The sequence below is a fragment of the Apibacter muscae genome, from assembly GCF_007845635.1.
Classification (GTDB): Bacteria; Bacteroidota; Bacteroidia; order Flavobacteriales; family Weeksellaceae; genus Apibacter; species Apibacter muscae.
Genome location: NZ_SELG01000038.1, coordinates 1 through 20,448 on the forward strand (window position 1 = coordinate 1; position 20,448 = coordinate 20,448).

The 20,448-nt window shown below is 30.4% G+C and carries 20 protein-coding genes; 12 read left to right on the plus strand and 8 right to left on the minus strand.

Features of this window, described 5'->3' with window-relative positions; all coding sequences use genetic code 11:
- Positions 1-337 precede the first annotated feature (337 nt).
- The 8 genes from ETU08_RS08645 to ETU08_RS08680 all read left to right on the plus strand — a co-directional run bounded on the left by ETU08_RS08645 (position 338) and on the right by ETU08_RS08680 (position 9,206).
- A complete protein-coding gene (locus ETU08_RS08645) occupies positions 338-697 on the plus strand; it encodes a hypothetical protein (protein ID WP_146262629.1) in 360 nt (119 codons plus the stop codon).
- Between the two features lie 54 nt (positions 698-751).
- Positions 752-2,842, plus strand: coding sequence for an FISUMP domain-containing protein (locus tag ETU08_RS08650; protein WP_146262630.1), 2,091 nt, complete (start codon positions 752-754; stop codon positions 2,840-2,842).
- 145 nt (positions 2,843-2,987) lie between these two features.
- The gene (locus ETU08_RS08655; protein WP_146262631.1) at positions 2,988-4,130 is read left to right on the plus strand and encodes a 2-methylaconitate cis-trans isomerase PrpF family protein; all 1,143 of its coding nucleotides are present in this window, start codon (positions 2,988-2,990) and stop codon (positions 4,128-4,130) included.
- 41 nt (positions 4,131-4,171) lie between these two features.
- Positions 4,172-5,170 carry a 2-hydroxyacid dehydrogenase gene (locus ETU08_RS08660; RefSeq protein WP_146262632.1) on the plus strand — a complete coding sequence of 333 codons (999 nt, stop codon included), beginning with the start codon at positions 4,172-4,174 and terminating at the stop codon, positions 5,168-5,170.
- Between the two features lie 23 nt (positions 5,171-5,193).
- A complete protein-coding gene (locus ETU08_RS08665) occupies positions 5,194-5,700 on the plus strand; it encodes a DNA-3-methyladenine glycosylase (protein ID WP_146262633.1) in 507 nt (168 codons plus the stop codon).
- A gap of 33 nt (positions 5,701-5,733) precedes the next feature.
- The gene (locus ETU08_RS08670) at positions 5,734-7,227 is read left to right on the plus strand and encodes an NAD(P)H-hydrate dehydratase (RefSeq protein WP_146262634.1); all 1,494 of its coding nucleotides are present in this window, start codon (positions 5,734-5,736) and stop codon (positions 7,225-7,227) included.
- A gap of 78 nt (positions 7,228-7,305) precedes the next feature.
- The gene (locus tag ETU08_RS08675; RefSeq protein WP_146262635.1) at positions 7,306-8,484 is read left to right on the plus strand and encodes an MFS transporter; all 1,179 of its coding nucleotides are present in this window, start codon (positions 7,306-7,308) and stop codon (positions 8,482-8,484) included.
- Positions 8,485-8,579: 95 nt separating this feature from the next.
- The gene (locus tag ETU08_RS08680) at positions 8,580-9,206 is read left to right on the plus strand and encodes an HAD family hydrolase (protein WP_146262636.1); all 627 of its coding nucleotides are present in this window, start codon (positions 8,580-8,582) and stop codon (positions 9,204-9,206) included.
- A gap of 100 nt (positions 9,207-9,306) precedes the next feature.
- On the opposite strand, the gene ETU08_RS08685 is transcribed toward ETU08_RS08680, so the two are convergent.
- From ETU08_RS08685 to folE, 3 genes are read right to left on the minus strand one after another with little or no spacing between them, the layout of a single operon-like run.
- Complete coding sequence (locus tag ETU08_RS08685) at positions 9,307-9,669, minus strand: hypothetical protein (protein ID WP_146262637.1); 363 nt, start codon at positions 9,667-9,669, stop codon at positions 9,307-9,309.
- Between the two features lie 18 nt (positions 9,670-9,687).
- Complete coding sequence (gene cysS, locus ETU08_RS08690) at positions 9,688-11,163, minus strand: cysteine--tRNA ligase (protein WP_146262638.1); 1,476 nt, start codon at positions 11,161-11,163, stop codon at positions 9,688-9,690.
- 3 nt (positions 11,164-11,166) lie between these two features.
- Positions 11,167-11,835 (minus strand): GTP cyclohydrolase I FolE, encoded by a 669-nt coding sequence (gene folE, locus ETU08_RS08695; RefSeq protein WP_146262639.1) that lies wholly within the window; start codon positions 11,833-11,835, stop codon positions 11,167-11,169.
- Between the two features lie 143 nt (positions 11,836-11,978).
- On the opposite strand from folE, the gene ETU08_RS08700 reads away from it, so the two are divergent.
- From ETU08_RS08700 to miaA, 3 genes are all read left to right on the plus strand, one after another.
- On the plus strand, positions 11,979-13,079 hold the full coding sequence (locus ETU08_RS08700) for an acyltransferase family protein (protein WP_146262640.1): 1,101 nt from the start codon (positions 11,979-11,981) through the stop codon (positions 13,077-13,079).
- A gap of 268 nt (positions 13,080-13,347) precedes the next feature.
- The gene (locus tag ETU08_RS08705; protein WP_146262641.1) at positions 13,348-13,659 is read left to right on the plus strand and encodes a YkvA family protein; all 312 of its coding nucleotides are present in this window, start codon (positions 13,348-13,350) and stop codon (positions 13,657-13,659) included.
- Complete coding sequence (miaA, locus tag ETU08_RS08710; RefSeq protein WP_260391080.1) at positions 13,646-14,557, plus strand: tRNA (adenosine(37)-N6)-dimethylallyltransferase MiaA; 912 nt, start codon at positions 13,646-13,648, stop codon at positions 14,555-14,557. Before ETU08_RS08705 ends, miaA begins: the two co-directional genes overlap by 14 nt.
- Before the next feature lie 29 nt (positions 14,558-14,586).
- On the opposite strand, the gene ETU08_RS08715 is transcribed toward miaA, so the two are convergent.
- From ETU08_RS08715 to dprA, 4 genes are all read right to left on the minus strand, one after another.
- On the minus strand, positions 14,587-14,952 hold the full coding sequence (locus ETU08_RS08715) for a septal ring lytic transglycosylase RlpA family protein (protein ID WP_146262642.1): 366 nt from the start codon (positions 14,950-14,952) through the stop codon (positions 14,587-14,589).
- Positions 14,953-15,397: 445 nt separating this feature from the next.
- Positions 15,398-15,916, minus strand: coding sequence for a YceI family protein (locus ETU08_RS08720; protein ID WP_221410549.1), 519 nt, complete (start codon positions 15,914-15,916; stop codon positions 15,398-15,400).
- Positions 15,917-16,052: 136 nt separating this feature from the next.
- A complete protein-coding gene (locus ETU08_RS08725) occupies positions 16,053-16,622 on the minus strand; it encodes a YceI family protein (RefSeq protein WP_146262644.1) in 570 nt (189 codons plus the stop codon).
- 73 nt (positions 16,623-16,695) lie between these two features.
- Positions 16,696-17,781 carry a DNA-processing protein DprA gene (gene dprA / locus ETU08_RS08730; protein ID WP_146262645.1) on the minus strand — a complete coding sequence of 362 codons (1,086 nt, stop codon included), beginning with the start codon at positions 17,779-17,781 and terminating at the stop codon, positions 16,696-16,698.
- A 257-nt stretch (positions 17,782-18,038) separates the two neighbouring features.
- Here dprA and ETU08_RS08735 point away from each other — a divergent pair, with 257 nt between their 5' ends.
- Complete coding sequence (locus ETU08_RS08735; RefSeq protein ID WP_146262646.1) at positions 18,039-19,397, plus strand: WG repeat-containing protein; 1,359 nt, start codon at positions 18,039-18,041, stop codon at positions 19,395-19,397.
- A 13-nt stretch (positions 19,398-19,410) separates the two neighbouring features.
- On the opposite strand, the gene dusB is transcribed toward ETU08_RS08735, so the two are convergent.
- The gene (dusB, locus tag ETU08_RS08740) at positions 19,411-20,394 is read right to left on the minus strand and encodes a tRNA dihydrouridine synthase DusB (protein ID WP_146262647.1); all 984 of its coding nucleotides are present in this window, start codon (positions 20,392-20,394) and stop codon (positions 19,411-19,413) included.
- Positions 20,395-20,448 lie beyond the last annotated feature (54 nt).

Here is a 20,448-nt window from a genome sequence, read left to right on the forward strand (position 1 = left end):
TTACTTGCTCAATTAAAAATAGAGTAAAGACAATAAAGTCTTTTACATGTTAATTTATTATGAAAAAAATTTACTTACCTACTATATATTAAATACCATGCCAAAATTTGCTAATTAATATATTTTATATAATAATTAACTCTTATTTTCGTTATTGATTATTCATTAACGTCTCATAAATCAAATAGGCAGTTCGATTTAAGTATATGAAAATATATAAATTTTTTTAATTTGATATTAAATTTAGTTTTATTATTCAAAATTATTATGTACTATAATGCATAAATTTTTATATATTTGTAAAAAATAAAAATTTATTATCAATTAAACTTAGATTATGTGTTTCAATTATAAGATTCTTACAAAATTTTGTTTTTTTTTTATTGTATTATCCGTCAATTCTCAGGTCACCATTGGGAGCCTTAATGAGCCTGTAAAGGGAAGTATTTTAGATATAAAGCAATTTAATCCTGATAATAAAAATATTACTGCAAAAGCTGGGATATTACTTCCACGTGTTGAGCTAAAAAGTCCCACTGAATTATCATTTAGTGATTTTACCATTTCTGATGATCTGGATGAGGGAGGACAAAAATTAAAGCATACAGGTATGATTGTTTATAATGTAAATGAAACATTACCCTTTAAAAAAGGAATATATGTTTGGTCAGGATCTGAGTGGTTATTGCAAGAATAGCATTTAGTCATTTATTTTTTTTGTTCAATTATTATTTATTTAAAATTTACTAAAATGAAAATAGCTTATTATTATTTTATTTCTATTTTTTTTCTATTTTCCTTAAAATTTAATTCACAGGTAACAATTGGGAGTTTGTCTAAGCCTGTAAAAGGGAGTATTCTTGATTTAAAAGCTCAAGAACCTGATGCAAATAATATTACTGCAAAGGGAGGTTTGGTGCTTCCACGTGTTGAATTGGTAGATGCTAATGAATTAACTTTTAGTGACTTTTCAATTGCTGATGCTGACAACGGAGGTAATCAAAAGCTTATTCATACTGGCTTAACAGTATACAATGTTAGTGAAGTTGATCCTTTTTGTAAGGGTATATATTCTTGGAATGGAGAAGAATGGATTCCTTTGAAAAAATGTGCTAACGGGGAATTTGGAACGGGTCCCATATCTGTATATCCTGATACTCTATATGTTCCTAGTGGTCAAGATAAAAGAGGAATTACTAAAATGACCTTTGTAGTAACTTGGAAAAATGAAAAAGCTACATTGCAGCTTCAAAATGTAGAAAATTCTGCACTGTATAATAAAGTTGATTATCAACCTGTAGATTTATCCATTTATAAAGCTCCAGTGGCAATTATAGAGTTAATGCCCACTTCCATGGCTCCAGAGGATGTAAAAGATGAAAAACCTGGTAACCCATTTAAAACTAATCTATCAAATTATATTTTTTCCGTAAGCGATGGTTCTACTACGCAAACCGCATTTAAGCCTGTTATTGTTAATCAAACCAATAAAGCCTTGACCGTTGAGGGCAAATATTTACATAAACAAAAAACTATTGCCTCTCCTGCAGTTGGAGAATCTATATCGGTTGTGAGTAATATACATAGTAATGCCAAATGGAAAGTTACAAATATATCATCCCCAGAAATTGTAAAAGGTTTACAAGTAGATTCTAAAGTTGTAGTACTAGATGAAACTATATTCGGTAGTGAAAGAGAAGACGATAAAGCAAATATTAATCCTTTACAAATTACTCTTGAAAATCCTTCAGGTATGTCTACATCAGCTTCAGTGGTTTTAAAAGATGCAGAAAATCCACCTAGGTTTAATGATTTAACTTTGAGCTATTATCTTTGTTCTCCTAATGCATCAAGGACTTTATTTCAATGGGTAGAATTTCTGGGATTTAAAGGAGTTAAGTCTAAAACGGATTGGTTAGCACTTGCTACACTTGAAGAAAGAACTGCTGCTGATACAGCTGCTGGTATAGATATTCCTCAAGAGATCAGTGGAATAGCTTGGCACAGAGATCAAGATGGTAATATATTCTTATCTGGAAGCTTTGTAGCCAATGATCCTCTTTCCAATGATAATCGTTGGATGATTACTAATTTAGCTGCTACAAAATATGATCCTAAAAGATCGGATGGTACGGTTGTATCAGCTACTAATCCAATATTTAATGTAAAATCTGCTACAGTTAATGCCCCGTACATTTCATATCCAGCAGATACAGGTGATAACAATAATGCCCAAGATAAGAAAAACTTTAACAATGATGAGCGAATTGGTTTGTTATACAATTGGAATGCAGCTACAATGGGTAGGATTAATAGTAATGTTAATGAAATGACTAAAGATATTTCTAAAGTTCAAGGTATATGTCCTTATGGATGGCACTTACCATCGAGCCTTGAGTATGCACAATTAGTGGGTATTACGGATATTGCTGGAACTAATATCATAGGTGAGATTTCAAAGAATTACAGTATTTATTCTCGTATTGAAAATAATTCTCCTGCCAATATTGTTGGTCTTGCAGTTAAAGAAACCTGTCTAAATCTTGGGACAGATTATGCTGGACAATCCAATCCGATAAGTCCAACTGAGCGTGTAGGATTCAATTTTTTATATGCCGGGTATAGTTTTGCTACTGTTTTGGGTGGAACCTTTGCGAATTTTGGAACCTTTGGATTTATATGGACATCTAGTACAGCTTCCCCAAAAGATGGAGTAAAGCAAAGCTATGGTAGAAATGGTTATTATAGTGTAAGCAGTAATAATATCTACACAAAAGCTTACTCGCTAGATAAAAAATTTAGTGTACGTTGTAAAAAAGATCCGCCTGCTTCAAGTTTATAAAATACTAAAAACTCTGAATTTATTTCAGAGTTTTTTTGTATAAATGTAAATAAGTTTAAAGTATAAATCTATTGTTTAAAATAAACAAGTATTAAGGATTTAGGGTATAAATATTGATATATTAAAAATATTTATAAAGTTAAACATGAAAAAAATAATTCCATGCACTTGGATGCGAGGAGGAACTAGTAAAGGTGGTTGCTTCTTAGAATCTGATTTATCTAAAGATCTTACGGAGCAAGACAAAGAATTAACAAATATTTACGGAGGAAATGATCCTTCTGGTAGAGAAATTAATGGCTTAGGAGGAGGGACTTCAACCACTAGCAAGGCAGTTATTATAAGTAAACGGACGGAGGGAGTAAATGCTATAAATTATACTTTTGCGCAAGTTGATACTAAATCAACTTTGATTGATCGTAAGGGAAATTGTGGAAATATGTCAACAGTAGTAGGTCCCTTTGCAATTGAAAAAAAATTGGTAGATAGTATTAAGGAGCCTATAACCCTAGTTAATATTTACAATACTAACACGAATAAGAAGATAGTGGCTCATGTGCCTGTGAAAGATGGAAAGGTAGTCTACGAGGGCGATTATTCAATTTCAGGAGTACCTGGAACCGCTTCTAAAATACAGTTAGATTTTTTAGATCCAGGTGGAGCAGTAACTGGAAAATTATTGCCTACAGGTAATGTGGTAGATATTTTGGATGTTGTAGGTTTGGGGCAATTCAGAGTGTCAATGGTTGATGCTTCTAATCCCTTAGTTTTTGTTAAAGCAGAAGATTTAGGTATTATAGGTGTTGAGTTACCTGAGGATATCGATGATAATAAGGAATTATTAGATAAAATGTTAGCTATTCGTGAAACGGCTGCTGTTTATATGGGCATAGCTAAAAATTTAGAGGAAGCTAAACAAATACCAGCAATTCCTAAGTTTTGTTTTGTTTCTAAACCAGAAACTTACACAACTGTAAATAATAGTAAGATTGATAAAAAGGATTATCATTTATCCGCTCGAATGCTTTCCATGGGCAAATTACATCCAACCTATGCTATAACTGGAGGCATTTGCACAGCAATTGCAGCTAAAATACCCGGAACTATTGTTAATGAAATTGTGAAGGATGAATCTGTAAAGGAAGAAATTATTATAGGTCATTGCAATGGTACACTTTCTGTTGATTCAGAAATACAAATGGATAAAGAAGATATAAAAGCTATAAGAGGTACTGTTTTTAGAACAGCAAAAGTTTTAATAAGAGGAGAAGTAGAAGTGGATTTGTAAATATTTATTCATACCAATTATTAAAAAAAATTAAATAAAGCATGAAAATATCTTTTTTTTCGACCCAGCCGTACGATATTAAATTCTTTAAAGAATGCAATGAAAAATTCAAGTTCGAACTTGAATTTTTTGAATCTAATTTAGATGAGCACACTGTAAATATTATTGAAGATTCGGAGGCTATTTGTGTTTTTGTAAACGATGTAGTAAATGATAAAGTAATTAACAAACTAGTTAAAAAAGGAATTAAATATATTGCTCTAAGAAATGCAGGATTTAATAATGTAGATTTAGAATCAGCAAAGAGAAACGGTTTAAAAGTTTGTAGAGTTCCTGCTTATTCTCCGGAAGCTGTTGCAGAACATACACTAGCAATGCTCCTAACTCTTAATAGAAAAACTCATAAGGCATATAATAGAGTAAGGGAGCAAAATTTTTCCTTAAATGGATTGTTAGGTACAACGATACATGGTAAAACAGTAGGTGTAATTGGTACAGGAAATATAGGAAAGGTTTTTGCTAAAACGATAAAATCATTAGGAACCCATGTTTTATTGTATGATCCTTTTCCTAATGATGAATTAATAAGTGAAGGTTTTAACTACGTATCCTTAGAAGAACTTTTAAAGCAATCAAATATAATTTCATTGCATTGTCCTTTGACCCCAGAAACTCATCATATTATTAATAAGGATACTATAAGTGTTATGAAGCAAGGGGTTTATTTAATCAATACGAGTAGGGGTGGATTAATTGACACTAGGGCAATTATAGAGGGATTAAAATCAAAAAGAATAGGAGCATTAGGGATTGATGTTTATGAGCAAGAAGATAAGCTTTTTTTTAGAGATTTATCTGAAACGATTATTGAAGATGAAACCATTCAATTATTATTATCATTTCCGAATGTATTAGTTACCGCACATCAAGCCTTCTTCACAGAAGAGGCGTTAAGTCAAATAGCCTTAGTAACTTTAGATAATTTAAAACAATTAAAAGAATTTAATTCTATTGAAAATAAATCGGCTGAGTTGGTTTAAAGCTTCTAATAAAATAATATTTTATGGATAGGGTTGGTAAAGATTATTTTTATCAAGACGCTTTAGTGGTTGCAGAAAGTTTGTTAGGGAAAAAAATTGTAAGAGTTTTTGAAACTAAGGAAATTCATGAATATGTTATCACTGAAACAGAGGCTTACGTCGGGGAGGAAGATATGGCCTGTCATGCAAGCAAGGGAAGAACTAAGAGAACGGAGATACTGTACCATGACGGGGGTAAAATTTATGTGTATTTAATCTATGGTAAATATTGGATGTTAAATTTTGTAACGGGGAAAGCGGAAAATCCACAAGCGGTTTTAATAAGATCCGTGCAAGATTGTATAGGTCCTGGAAGGTTGGGTAAAAAATTACAGCTGGATCATAGCTTTTATGGAGAAAATATTAATAATTCCAAAAGAATTTGGGTTAAAAATTATAAAACATTTAAAAATATTAAGAAAACACCAAGAATAGGTATAGATTATGCAGAGGAACCATGGAAAAGTATATGTTGGAGATTTACGATATAAAATAAAGATTGAAAAAAGAAAGTATTTAAATTAATGAAAATTTTTAAAAAAGAGCAACTTAGATTGTGTGATGAACACACGATAAAAAACAGAAATTTAAGATCAATAGATTTAATGGAGGTAGCTGCTACCAACTGCTACAAGTGGATAACAGAGAGATATACGAAAGACTATAGTTTCTATGTAGTTTGTGGAAAAGGAAACAATGGTGGGGATGGATTAGCATTAGCGAGAATGTTAGTAGAGGGGGATTATGAGGTGGAAGTTCTAATGCTGCAATCTAAAGATGATCTTACAGAAGATACTCAAATTAACTTTGATAGATTTCCTAAATCTGTACAGTTTATTGACAACGATTCATTTGAAATTGAAAATTTTAATTCTACTATTCTTATAGATGCTTTGTTTGGCATAGGCTTAAATAGATCTTTAGACGGAATTGAAAAAAAAATCATAGATAAAATCAATCAAATTTCAGCTATAAAAATTTCTATAGATATACCTTCAGGATTACCTTCGGATGAACTTCCTAAAGAAAATCAAACCATTTTTAAAGCAGATGAAACTTTGACTTTTGGGTTTATTAAAAGATCGTTTTTACATAAAGAAGGTGCGGAATATACAGGTAATGTTCATATTATTGATTTAGATTTAGATCAAGATTTTGTTAAAAATGAGGCAACTGATAACTTTATTATAAGCAACAATTATATTAAAAATAATATACGTAAAAGACAAAAATTTGAACATAAAGGAGACTTTGGCAAAGCATTACTTATAGGAGGTAGTTATGGACAAGTAGGTTCAATTGCTTTATCCACGAATGCAGCATTAAGAGTTGGTACAGGAATCGTACATACATTAGCTCCAGAATGCGGGTATCAAATATTACAAACACTAGCTCCAGAAGCCATTTTTCATGGTGCAGGACAAAAAATAGTAGAAACCATCGAATTATTGGTTAATGATTATACTTTAGGGATAGGTCCAGGTTTAGGAAGTGATAATATTACTAAGGGAGCATTTGAACAACTTTTAAAAAATGAAAATAAGCCTTTAGTGTTAGACGCTGATGCTTTAAATATTATAGCCACCGATAAAAAATTATTAAAATCAATTCCAGAAAATTCTATTCTAACACCGCACCCCAAAGAGTTTGAAAGAATTTTTGGGAAAACAAATTCCAGTTTAGAACAATGTGAATTGGCGCGAAAAAAAGCTATAGAATTTAAAATCCATATAGTTTTAAAAGGACATTATACCACAATTTTAACTCCTTTAGGAATATGTTACTACAATCCTACGGGTAATGCAGGAATGGCAAAGGGTGGTAGTGGGGACGTATTAACCGGAATAATTACCGGACTGCTAGCCCAATCTTATTCACCCACTGATGCAGCAATTATAGGATGCTATTTACATGGAAAAGCAGGAGATATTGCAGCATTAAAAAAATCTCAAGAAGCCATGACGGCGCAAGATATTATAAATTATTTATCAGAAGTTTTTGTAACTTTGAATAAATAATTCTTAAAACCTAAAAAAATTATAATTTCTGCCTATTCGTAGGCAGAAATTATTTTTTAGTTATCATATAAAAAGTAGATGATCAGTAAAAAAACTAATTTAACTATTCTTACCAGTATCAGTGGCTCTCATTTATTAAATGATATGATGCAATCTATACTTGTAGCTATCTATCCAATTTTACAAAGTGATTTTTCTTTAACCTTTTCGCAAATTGGTCTTATAACATTTACATATCAATGTACAGCCTCCTTTTTACAACCTCTAATCGGAATTTATACAGATAAAAATCCAAAACCTTTTTCTTTACCGATAGGTATGCTAATTACCATGGTTGGATTTATTGTTCTTGCTTTTGCAACTAATTTTCATATAATATTATTGGCAGCATCAATGATAGGGATAGGTTCGGCAATTTTTCATCCGGAATCTTCCAGAGTTGCACGTTTAGCTTCTGGGGGAAGGTATGGATTTGCACAATCTTTTTTTCAAGTAGGAGGTAATTTAGGTACTTCGTTAGGACCATTACTTGCCGCATTAATTATTACCCCGTACGGAAAACAAAACATGGGATATTTTTCCTTATGTGCTCTATTAGGCGCCATTATATTATTTAGAGTCAGCAAATGGTACACGGCTCAAAATAAAAATAAAAAGAGTAATAATGATCAGGTGTCTGAGACAAAAAAATTATCTAGAAAAGTTGTTGTAATCTCATTAGTTATATTATTAGCCCTAGTTTTTTCTAAAGCCTTTTATTTATCCAGTATAACTAGTTACTATACCTTTTATTTAATGCATAAATTTTCAGTGACTGAGCAAGATTCCCAAATTTACCTGTTTATTTTCTTGTTTTCAGTAGCAGCAGGGACTTTCATGGGAGGTCCCATAGGAGATAGAATAGGGAGAAAATACGTGATATGGATTTCAATTTTGGGAGTAGCACCTTTTACCTTGCTACTTCCCTACGCAAATTTGTCTTGGACGATTGCCTTATCCATACTTATAGGTTTAATTTTATCCTCAGCATTTTCAGCCATCTTGGTTTTTGCTCAAGAATTAGTGCCTGGTAAGGTGGGTACGGTTTCAGGTTTGTTTTTCGGTTTTTCCTTTGGAATGGGTGGATTAGGAGCTGCAATTTTGGGTAAAGTAGCCGATAAAACAAGTATTGAATATGTATATACTTTGTGTTCCTACTTACCTTTAATAGGACTTTTAACCGTATTTTTACCCGGTAAAAAAGCTTTGAAGGGATAAAAGCATTTAAATGGAACACATTTATTATATTTATTTTTAATTAAAATAAATATATATCTTTACTAAAGGTTTATAACAAATTTTAATTCTCATCAATGATTAAAACTTTTTTGTTTGATATGGATGGTGTAGTCGCAAACACCGAAGTGCAATATGACATTTTTTTACAATCTTTTATTGAAGAATATAACTTGTCAGAGACATTTTTAAGCGAAGTTAAAGGCGTACGTTGGCCGGATATCATTAAGAGGTATTTCAAAAATTCTTCGGAAGTTGAAATCCAAAAAATTCTTGATAAAGTTTATGAATTTGAAGCCAATGATTTGATCTATGAAAATATCCCTGGTGTTGTACCATTTATCAATAAGTTAAAATTAAATAATTATAAACTAGGATTAGTAACCAGCTCTTTAAAGCCAAAAACAGAAATAGCCTTAAGAAAAATGAATTTGGAAAATATTTTTGATGTGGTTGTTACTGGGAGTGATGTAAAGAAGGGTAAGCCAGACCCGGAATGTTATTTATTAGCGGCTAAAAAATTAAATTCTTTGCCTAGTGAATGCCTAGTTTTTGAAGATTCCTTTGCCGGTATTGAAGCTGGTTTGAAAGCAGGTATGGAAGTTGTAGCGCTTTCCACAACCAATTCTGAAATTTCGTTGAAAGAAAAAGTAAATAAAGTTTATCCTAATTTTATTCATCTTCCGATAGAAGATTTAGTATAATATTATTAAGATTAAAAATTTCAATCCTGTTTATTAATTTAACAAAATACCATTATAGGTTATATCAAAAAGTAATATTTGATTAAGCTTGGTTTACTAATTATTTCGCTAATTTTAAATACTGACTTTCGAAAATTGGTAAACTTTGAGGAGTACTATCGTCATAATATATAGTTATACTATCTCCTATTTGGTTTAAATTGTCTGAATTTTTTCTTAAAATTGTTGAATGTATATTGCCTTGATCATCGGTGTAGACAATTGTCCAAACATCAGAGTCAGAATTACCAATGTTGATAGCCATTCTCTCGCCAGTAATTTTAGCTTTTGCTTTTTTAGCAACTGAAACGTTGATAATATCTTCCGCAGGTATAATAGAGGTTCTCTCTTGTTGTTTATTCTGGGAACAGGAAAATAAGAAGAATATCCCAACGCTATATAAAAATAAATATTTAAGTTTCATATAAGTTTTAATAAATTGTTATTCAATTTCATAAGTGGTACCCTCTTTACCATCTTTTAACACGATACCCTTAGCCGCTAAACGATCTCTAATTTCATCAGATAAACTCCAATCTTTTTCCAATCGAGCCTTATTTCTTAAATCAATTAAAACTTTAATTGTTTGGTCAAGTTTATCGTTATCATTTAAGCGATCTGTCAACAATTCAAGCCCTAAAACATCATAAAAGAAATTGTGAATGGCTTGCGTGAATATATGTAAATCAGATTCCGAAAGTGTTTCATTTTTAAGATCTAAACTATTGATTAGTTTAACGGCATCAAATAAATGAGAAATTAAAACAGGTGTATTGAAATCATCATTCAATGCATCGTAACAACTATCTACCCATTCATAAACGTTGAAACTTGAGGTTGACGATGGTTTTATAGTTCTAAGTTTATCTATGGCAGAGGTAAGTCTTAAAAAACCTTTTTCAGCAGCCATCATAGCATCGTTAGAAAGATCTAAAACGCTTCGGTAATGTGCTTGTAAAAAGAAAAAACGTATGACCATAGGATGGATAGGCTTTTCAAAAAATGAATTATCCCCAGAAATTAATTCTTCAGGAAGAATGGTGTTTCCCGTAGATTTACTCATTTTTTGACCATTTAAAGTAAGCATATTCGCATGCAACCAATATCGTACGGGTTCTTTATTAAAACAACCTTTGGATTGTGCAATTTCGCATTCGTGATGTGGAAACTTTAAATCCAAACCACCACCATGAATATCAAATTCTTCGCCTAAATATTTTGTACTCATTGCTGTACATTCTAAGTGCCAGCCTGGAAAACCTTCACTCCAAGGGGAAGACCATCTCATTATATGTTCTGGAGATGCTTTTTTCCATAAAGCAAAATCTTGAGGGCTTTCTTTTTCGTCTTGACCATCTAGCTCCCGGGTATTGGCAGCCATATCTTCAATTTTACGTTTGCTAAGTTCACCGTAATTTCCTCCATCATCATCATATTTTTTTACATTAAAGTACACGGAACCCTCCGATACATAGGCATATTCTTTTTCAATTAATTTTTTAATTAATTCAATTTGCTCAATAATATGTCCAGTAGCCGTGGGTTCAATATCTGGAGGTAAAAGGTTTAAAAGTTCAAGAACCTTGTGGAAATTTAAGGTGTATTTTTGCACAATTTCCATGGGTTCAAGTTTTTCTAATACCGACTGTTTAGAAATTTTATCTTCTTCGTTGTCCAAAAGATGACCGGCATCCGTTATGTTTCTAACATACCTAACTTTGTATCCTAAATGTCTTAAATAACGATTAATGATATCAAAAGATAAAAATGTACGACAATTGCCCAAATGCACCTTATTGTATACAGTAGGTCCACAAACGTACATGCCAACAAATCCATCGTGTACAGGCACAAAATCTTCTTTTTGTTTATGCAAGGAATTGTATAGCTTAATTTTGTTATTTTTATAGGTACGCATAAATTAAATTTTAAAGTGAGAATCAATCCCAATATAATGTAAAAACTCTTTTCGAGTGGTTGGGTTGGTTTGAAAGCTTCCGCTTAATTCAGCAGTGACTGTACTGCTGTTGGTATCTTTAATTCCTCGAGAATTTACACATAAATGTTTAGCATCAATAACACAAGCAACATTCTTAGTATTTAAAGCTTCCTTTAAAGCTTCCACAATTTGACGAGTTAAACGTTCTTGTACCTGAGGCCTTCGGGCATAGTAGTTTACTATACGATTTATTTTAGATAAACCTATAACTTTTTGGTTAGAAATATAAGCCACATGTGCCTTACCTATAATAGGTAAAAAATGATGTTCACAAGTTGAATACACCGTGATATCTTTTTCAATAAGCATTTGCTTGTATTTATAATTATTATCAAAAGTAGATATGGCAGGTTTATTTTCAGGAAGCAAGCCACCAAAAATTTCATTCACATACATTTTAGCAACTCTTTTAGGAGTGTCTTTCAAACTGTCGTCTTTCATATCTAGCCCTAGAATTTTCATAATTTCCGTAAAGTGGTGCTGGATCAATTCCTGTTTTTTTTCAGGAGAAATTGTAAAAGCATCCTCTCTTAAAGGAGTATATTCAGTAGGGGAAAAATGATCTTGTTCCTCATCATCGGTATTGAACATAGTGTATGGTTCTCAAATTTAATATTTACAAAAATAAGTTTTTTTTAAAGCAAATAAAAAATATATACTGTGTTATTTATGTGAGCCAATGAGGTAAATGGTATGTTAAATGATAGGTATTTAAAAATTTTACGGATAGGATTATGAAAAATCAAAGAGAAATGGGTATAGATAACCTTCGCTTTGCTATGGTAGTTCTTGTCATTGCTCTGCATGCTGCAATGACTTTCATGGATTATGTACCAGAGTGGTGGTATGTAATCAATCCTAAAAGAAGTTTAGGTTTTACTTATTTAGTCATAATTTTGGATACTTTCCCTATGACGGTTCTTTTTTTTCTTTCAGGATATTTTGCGCCGAATTCTTTGAAGAAAAGAGGGACGCTCTCTTTTATAAGAAATAAAACAATACATATAGCCATTCCTTGGATGTTAGGAGTCCTATTTGTAGCTCCATTTTTTTCCAGACTAACCATGTCTGCTTATGGTTATCCTTCAATCCCTTTTATATCATTTTACTTGAATGATTTCTTAGGAGTATTTTATCAGCAAGCCCATTACTGGTTTTTAGGGGTTTTATTTTTATTTTTTATCATCTATGCGTGGGCATCACCAAAAAAAATTAAGTTATTAAATATTGCTACCTCAAGGATGATATTTTTCACAATTTTTCTTACTGCTGTAGCTTATTTTTTATCTACTCGATATTATAAGCCTGCGAATGGATGGACCAATGTAGGTTATCTATTGTATTTTCAACCGGCGAGATTTATGGGCTATTTTTTAATGTTTTTCTTAGGGATTTATGCTCAAAATAAGCATTGGTTTAAAGTTGATGGTTGGAAACCCTCCTTAAAAATTTTTTTTCCCTCTTCCTTTATTTCTATGGTGGGCGTTATTATAATTCAAATGAACCTATTCAATCCTATTACCGATGGGAAAAAACAAATCGCTGAGGCTATTTTTTATAGTTTAGCATCTGTATCCATAACTTTTTTATTGATTACTCTATGTATGAGAATTCATGGATCAGTGCAAAAAATCATTCATTTTTTTTCTCCCTATTCTTATGGAATCTATTGGTTACATCAAATAATATTAATGTTAATTTTGCAATTCTTACTTAATACTAATATTCCTATTTTTATTAAATGGTTTCTTTCTATAGTAATTACGGTATTTATTACAACTATATTAACTAAATACGTATTGAAGAAGCTTCCGATATTAAAAAAAATGTTTTAAAAAATGTTTAGAATATTTAATAACGTATCTTTGTTAGAATAAATCTAAATAATAATTTGAGTATGAATATTTATATACAATACATTTTTATTTTAGCAATTGTAATTTTTTCAGTGATTTATTTAATACGTTTATTTAAAGATACCTTTTTGCCCAATAAAAAAGGTAAATGTGGAGAAGAAAAATGCAAGTGTGGCAATCATTAATATTTATAGGATTTGGAATGCAAATTGCTCTGTACATATATGAATTATTTTTTAGCATTTAAATGAAATTAAAAAAATTAATAGGAATAATATTTACCCATCGAAGATTTGTATCTAAGTTTCCAGATTTATACAGAATGCTTAGAGCTTCTTTAATGGGACATTATAAACCTGGAATTAAAAATATATTTATATCATTATTTGTTATTGTATATGTAATTTCTCCTTTGGATCTGATCCCTGGTTTCTTAGTTGGGATAGGAATATTAGATGATATTACTCTTACTTTTTTGGCATTATCAAAATTATTCAAAGAAGTAGATAAGTTTAGAGAATGGGAAAAACAAAAAGAATCTATCATTGTCATCAAATAAGAAGCTTATTTCTATAGTCGGGCCTACGGCCATAGGAAAAACCAGTTTATCAATACAGATAGCCCAATACTTAAATACTGAAATCATTTCTTGTGATAGCCGTCAATTCTATAAAGAAATGAAAGTGGGTACGGCTAGTCCCTCTGATGAAGAATTGGATATGGTTCCTCATCACTTTATTCAAAATTTAAGCATTAAGCAAGACTATTCAGTGGGCGATTTTGAAAGTGAGGCCATAGAAGTCATAAATTTTCTTTTTCAAAAGCACGATCAATTAGTGATGGTTGGAGGTTCTGGACTTTATGAAAAAGCGATAAATGAAGGTTTGGATGAATTTCCGGATGTAGATCCAGAAATTAGAAATAGCCTTGTAAGTGAGCTTAATGAAATAGGAATAGGTTTTCTAGTATCTGAATTAAAGAAAGTGGATCCTGAATATTATGCAATTGCAGATCATCAGAATCCGATGCGTGTAATTCGTGCCTTAGAGGTATTTAGAAGTACAGGTAAACCATTTAGTTCTTTTAGGAAAAATAATTTGAAATCAAGAGATTTTTCAACCATAAAAATTGGTTTAGAAGCTCCAAGGGAAATTATTTACAATAGAATAAACCTAAGAGTAGACCAAATGATGCAGAATGGTTTGTTGGAAGAGGTTAAAACTTTACTACCGTATCGGCATGTAAATGCGTTACAAACGGTAGGATACAAAGAGTTATTTTCATATTTAGATGGAGATATAAGCTTGGATAAAGCAATCGAAGAAATAAAGAAAAATTCACGTAGATATGCCAAACGTCAATTAACTTGGTATAGGAAAGATATATCGGTACACTGGTTTCCATATAATGATAAAGACGCAGTCATCCAATTTATTAAGAATTTATTAGAAAAGTAAATTTCTAACATTCAAGATTTAAGTTAAAATTATTTTAGAATTTTATATTTCACCTTTAAAATTCCTCGCTGATTAGGAGCTAACTTACTAAAAGCTTTCTTGCTCAAATCAAATTCTCTACCTGCAACAAAAGGACCCCGGTCATTAATTCTAACGATTACTTTTTTATTGTTTTCTGGATTTATAAGCAACACTTTTGTTCCAAAGGGTAGTTTTTTATGTGCAGCTGTTAGCTTATGCATATTATATTTTTCTCCGTTAGCTGTTGTTCTACCATGAAATGGTTTGCCATACCAACTTACCGTAGCATTCTTATAGGTAGGAGTATAATTAGTGCCACAGGAAAACAAAAATAAAAATAATGTAGCTAGTAATATAAATTTTGAAAGTCTCATAGTAGTATATAAACTGCTGAAAAATATAATTTATTGTATGTGTACAAGAAATGTACAATCAGTTTTTAGCTTAGTGTTTTGCTAAAAATTCCCAGAACATTAATATTTTACAACGACAAAAGTTATCAATTTTATCCTTGTCAAAATTGATAATTGAAGTTTTTTTAATGTCAATTTAATTTAATTATGCCATTGAGTTAATAAATCCTATACAAAGTAGCTTTTTATACTTGTCATTTAATGAGGTTGGCTTATAAAAAATTAATGAAATTTATTAAAACGGAAAAAAATATGTCTGAAAATTTTGGCAATTGGCTGGGAATATTGAATTTGTTTATAGGGTAAGATTATTAGATTAAATAATTTTAGAGATGAATTCAAATTATTCCTTCAATTTACTTAAATAAAAGAAGTGCATTAAACGTTTAATGCACTTCTTTTTGACTTATTTCTGAGAAATATATTCAGCATTAATGATAAGTTTAACCGTATCTCCAACAACCATACCTCCAGCTTCAGTTAATTGGTTCCAAGTCAATCCAAATTCTTTACGACTAATTTTACCTGTCATTTCAAAGCCGGCCCGTTGGTTATTCCAAGGGTCATTAATTACTCCACCAAAATCAACTTCTAGAGTAATCTCTTTAGTTACATTTTTTATAGTAAGATTCCCTTTTATTGAATTGTTTTGAAGTCCAGAAATACTATGAAAGCTTAAGGTAGGATATTGCTCCGCATCGAAAAAATCAGCGGATTTTAAATGATTGTCTCTATCAGTAATCTTAGTATTTATGGAATCTATATCCGCAGAAAATTCAAATTTTGCATTGGTAAAATCATCAGTTTCTGAAACTATTGAACTTTTAAAGCTTGTAAATTCACCTGTAACCGTTGAAATTACCATGTGCTTTACTTTAAAGAATACTTCGGAATGCGAATTGTCAATTGTCCATTGTGCCATAATAATATTTTTTATTGTTTTTTTGTATAAATATAATCTTTTTAAGGATTGATATAAGGGTTTTTATTGCGAATTTTATATTGATAATATATTATTTATGAATCTGTTTTATAATTTGAACTAATCTTAAAAGTTAAAACTAATTGGCTGTGAATTCTAAATTGGAATATATATTCACATAATCACTGACTATGTTTTCTGGGAAATTATTGCCAATTTCAAAATCTGATCTTTTAAATCTACCTGAAATAGTAAAACCGTAGGTCTTAAGATTTGTCATAGGATTTAAGATTGAACCGTTGTATTTAACTTTTAAACTAACAGGTTTTGTAATTCCGTGTAGGGTTAAATTACCTTTTAACTCATAGTTATCCTTTTTTTCTTTAATTATTGAGGTACTAATAAATTTTAGTTTAGGATATTTTTCTGCATCAAAGAAATCCGCGGACTTTAAGTGTTTATCTCTTGCCTCAATTCCAGTGTCTATAGAATTGATATCTGAAATTACTGTAAATTTAACATCAGAAAAATCAGGATTATTAAAATCTAAATCCACCCAAAACTTTTTAAACTCGCCATCTATGGTGGAAATAGTCATATGTGTGACGTCAAATTTTAGTTTGGCATGGTTAGGATCTAAGGTTAATTTTTGAGCAGGAATTAAAATTGTTGTAAGTACTAAGGTAATAGTTATTAAAATATTTTTCATTGATTGTAAATTTTAATGCAAACTTATTTGTTGTATAACAAAAAATTCTTGACTTAAGATAAGAAATAATATATTATGCGATTTCAAAATATTTTCCAGGATTGGATCTAATTATATTTTTTAGTTCTAAATTTAGTAGGATGGGCATAAGTTGAAAAGTACTTAAACTAAGTTCTACAGCTAAAGTATCTATTGAAGTATTACCGTTTGTTTTTAAATATTTGTAAATTATTTCTTCATCTTCAAGCAGATTTGGAAATAGTTCCGGTTGTTTTATTTTGTTTATTGAGTCTCCTAAAAATGAAAGAATATCTTTAGGTTGAGTAATTATTTGAGCTTCTAAATTTCTTATTAATTGATTGCAACCTTGACTTGAAATATCAGTGATTCTTCCTGGTAAAGCGAAAACTTCTCGATTATAGGAATTTGCAAATTTTGCGGTGCTAATTGCGCCACCACCGTATGCTGACTCAATAATAATAGTTATGGATGATAAACCGGCTATTATTCTATTTCTCTGTATAAAATGTGTTCTTTCAGGTTTAGTATGAACCGGATATTCTGAAATTAAGCCTCCATTTTTTAACATATTCATAGCCAATGTTTCATGTAGAGGTGGGTACAATTGATTTAATCCATGCGCTAATACACCGATTGTAGGAATATTAACTTCAACGGCTTTTTTATGAGCACACCCATCAATACCCAAGGCTAAACCGCTTATGATGTTTATTTTTTTAGTGCTTAGGCATTCAATTAAATTTTCAGTGAATAATTTTCCGTAAGAAGTCATTTTGCGTGTGCCAACAATGCTAATACTGGGTAAATTAAAATTTATATTTCCTTTATAAAAAAGGAATATGGGTGCATCTGGGCATTGTTTTAATAGAAATGGATAATGACTCTCCCATAAATGAACTATATTTATGTTATTACTCGTACATTCTTGCAACTGTTTTTCAGCTTGGGAAAAATAATTTTCATCACCGATAAATTGAATATTTGATTTTCCTAAATTTGGTATAGTCAATAAATCTTTAGGATCTGCGAACCAAGCATTTTTAGCAGATCCAAATTTATGAATCATTTTTTTTATAAATTTTTCACCAATCTTTGGACAATTGTAAAGTGCTAGTAGATAGAGTATTTCTTTTTCCAAAGTATATTTTTTTTAATAAATCAAAAATATAAAAATAAGATAAAACTATAAGTATTAATTTAACCTAGAATAAAATTAAATGAAATATAATATTATTCAATAATTTATATTTAAACACAAATACAATAGTAGTTATTACAATATTAAATTTTCATTTTTGAATTTATGAAATTGTAAAATATTATACTGAATTGTAATTTTTCTTCGTTATCTTAAAATAGTATTTACTCAATATTTATAATTATTATCACAGAACTATGAAAAAATATGGTTGGGTCTTATTTATTTTAATTTTACATTCTTTACACTTATATAGTTTTTATTCTCCAGTTCATGATTCCACTAAAATAATTAGAAATGAAAAATTAATTATTAAAAAGAAAAAAGGAAATTATGGGGTAGTAAATGAATATGAAAATAAAGTTATAATTCCAATCTTATATGATAAAATTAAAGCCATCAATGATGATGGGTTTGCTGCTTATAAGGAAGATCAATGGATCATTTATTCTAAGGAAGGAATAATTATCTCATCTCCATATACATTTGAAAAGATTCATGTACCTATCGAAAATTTTAATGAGAATAAAATTATAATTATAGGAAAACCCGATAAAAAATCAGAATCAGTAGTTGTATTAGTTAGCAATAAAAATGATTATACTTCTTATAAATATGACAAGATTCTTTCTATCAGCCCTTCGTATTATCATGTGCAGAAAAATGGACTTTATGGTACTTTAAGTATAGATGGAAAGGAAGTTATACCACCGTTGTATAAATCTATTGAATATATGCGTCCATCTAGAAAAGAAGATCCTTATCTAGCAAAGGTATTTGATAGTCATAATTTTGTTGGAATGATTAACATAAATACTGGTAAAGTAATCATTCCAGTGGTTTGGAATGAAATTATTCCTTTAGGTAAATCTTTTTTTAAAGTAAAAAATGGGGATAAGTGGGGGTTGATAAACTATAATAATGAGGAAATATTACCGATAAATTATACTAATATAGTTGCTTTATCTTCCAAATTCATAAAGGTTCAAGAGGAGGATGGACAAATATTTTTTGTAAGTTTAGATAACTCCCGAGGTCTAGGGGAAGATTATTTATTAAGTCAAAATTCATATAGCATTAAACAAGAGAATATGAAATTTGGAGTTGTTAAAAATGATGGTACTTTATTAGTTCCGTTTCAATACGACCATATAGAAGATACCCCTCAAAGAGTTTTTATAGCAACTATAGAAAAAAGAAGTAAGTTATTGAATTTAAATGGTGAAGAACTAACTGAAAACTATCTAAATATTGAATTTAATGAACTCACTCAAAATTTTTTAGCGCAAGACTCCAAGAAAAGATGGAAGATCATAAATTATAAAGGAGAAGTTTTATTTTCAACTGAAATAACAAATAAGAAAAAATTATTAGAACTTCTTAATCAAACTGTAGAAGAGGAATTTACGGATTATGAGGGAATGAGTATTAAAAACGATAAAGATAGAAAAGGCTGGGCAAGTGGCATCTTGGCCGGGATAGGTACAGCTTTTGTATATTTAGCTTATGCATTAGGATATGTAACGGTGATCTTAATTAATATTAATTATTATTAATAAGTAATATAAATCAATGAATATCTTTTTCTGTCAAAATCGTATCGAAAATAGAATTTAACTCATCTATACTTAGGGTGGATAGTAGCTGAGATTTATAGGGTTTAAAATCAGCTATTCCTCTAAAATAATTGGAATAATGTTGTCGCATTTCAAGTAGACCTGTTCGTTCTCCTTTCCATTCCGTAGACCAAAGCGCATGTTTTTTAACTGCTTCAATCCTTTCTTTTAGTGTAGGAGGGGGGAGTAATTCTCCCGTTTTAAAAAAATGTTTTATTTGTTTAAATATCCACGGGTTTCCTATGGCTGCTCTACCTATCATTATACCATCAACACCGTATTTATTTTTAAATTCAAGCGCTTTTTCTGGAGAGTCAATATCTCCGTTTCCAAAAATAGGGATTTGGATTCGGGGGTTGTTTTTAACCCTAGCAATATAATTCCAATCGGAATGACCTTTGTACATTTGTGATCGAGTACGTGCATGAATTGTAAGAGCTTGAATACCTACATCTTGTAAGCGTTCAGCAACTTCATCAATATTAATAGATTTTTCATCCCATCCCAAACGGGTTTTTACTGTTACCGGAAGTTTGGTACTATTTACCACTGCTTTAGTAAGTTTTACCATTAGGTCAATGTCCTTTAAAACACCGGCACCAGCACCTTTGCAGGCAACTTTTTTAACTGGACAACCAAAATTTATATCTAGTAAATCCGGCTGTACAGTCTCTACAATTTTAGCGGAAAGAGACATAGCTTCTTCATCTCCTCCAAAAATCTGTATACCAATGGGGCGTTCATAGTCAAAAATCTCTAATTTTTTTTTGCTTTTTATAGCATCTCTAATTAAACCTTCTGAAGAGATAAATTCAGAATACATTAAATCAGCACCTTCCATTTTGCAGAGCCTTCTAAAAGGAGGATCGCTTACGTCTTCCATAGGAGCTAATAGAAAAGGAAATTCTGGGAAATTTATTTTGCCAATTTTTATCAAAACCTTAAATTTTTTGTAAATGTACAGCCAAAAATTAAATCTAATTATTTTTTT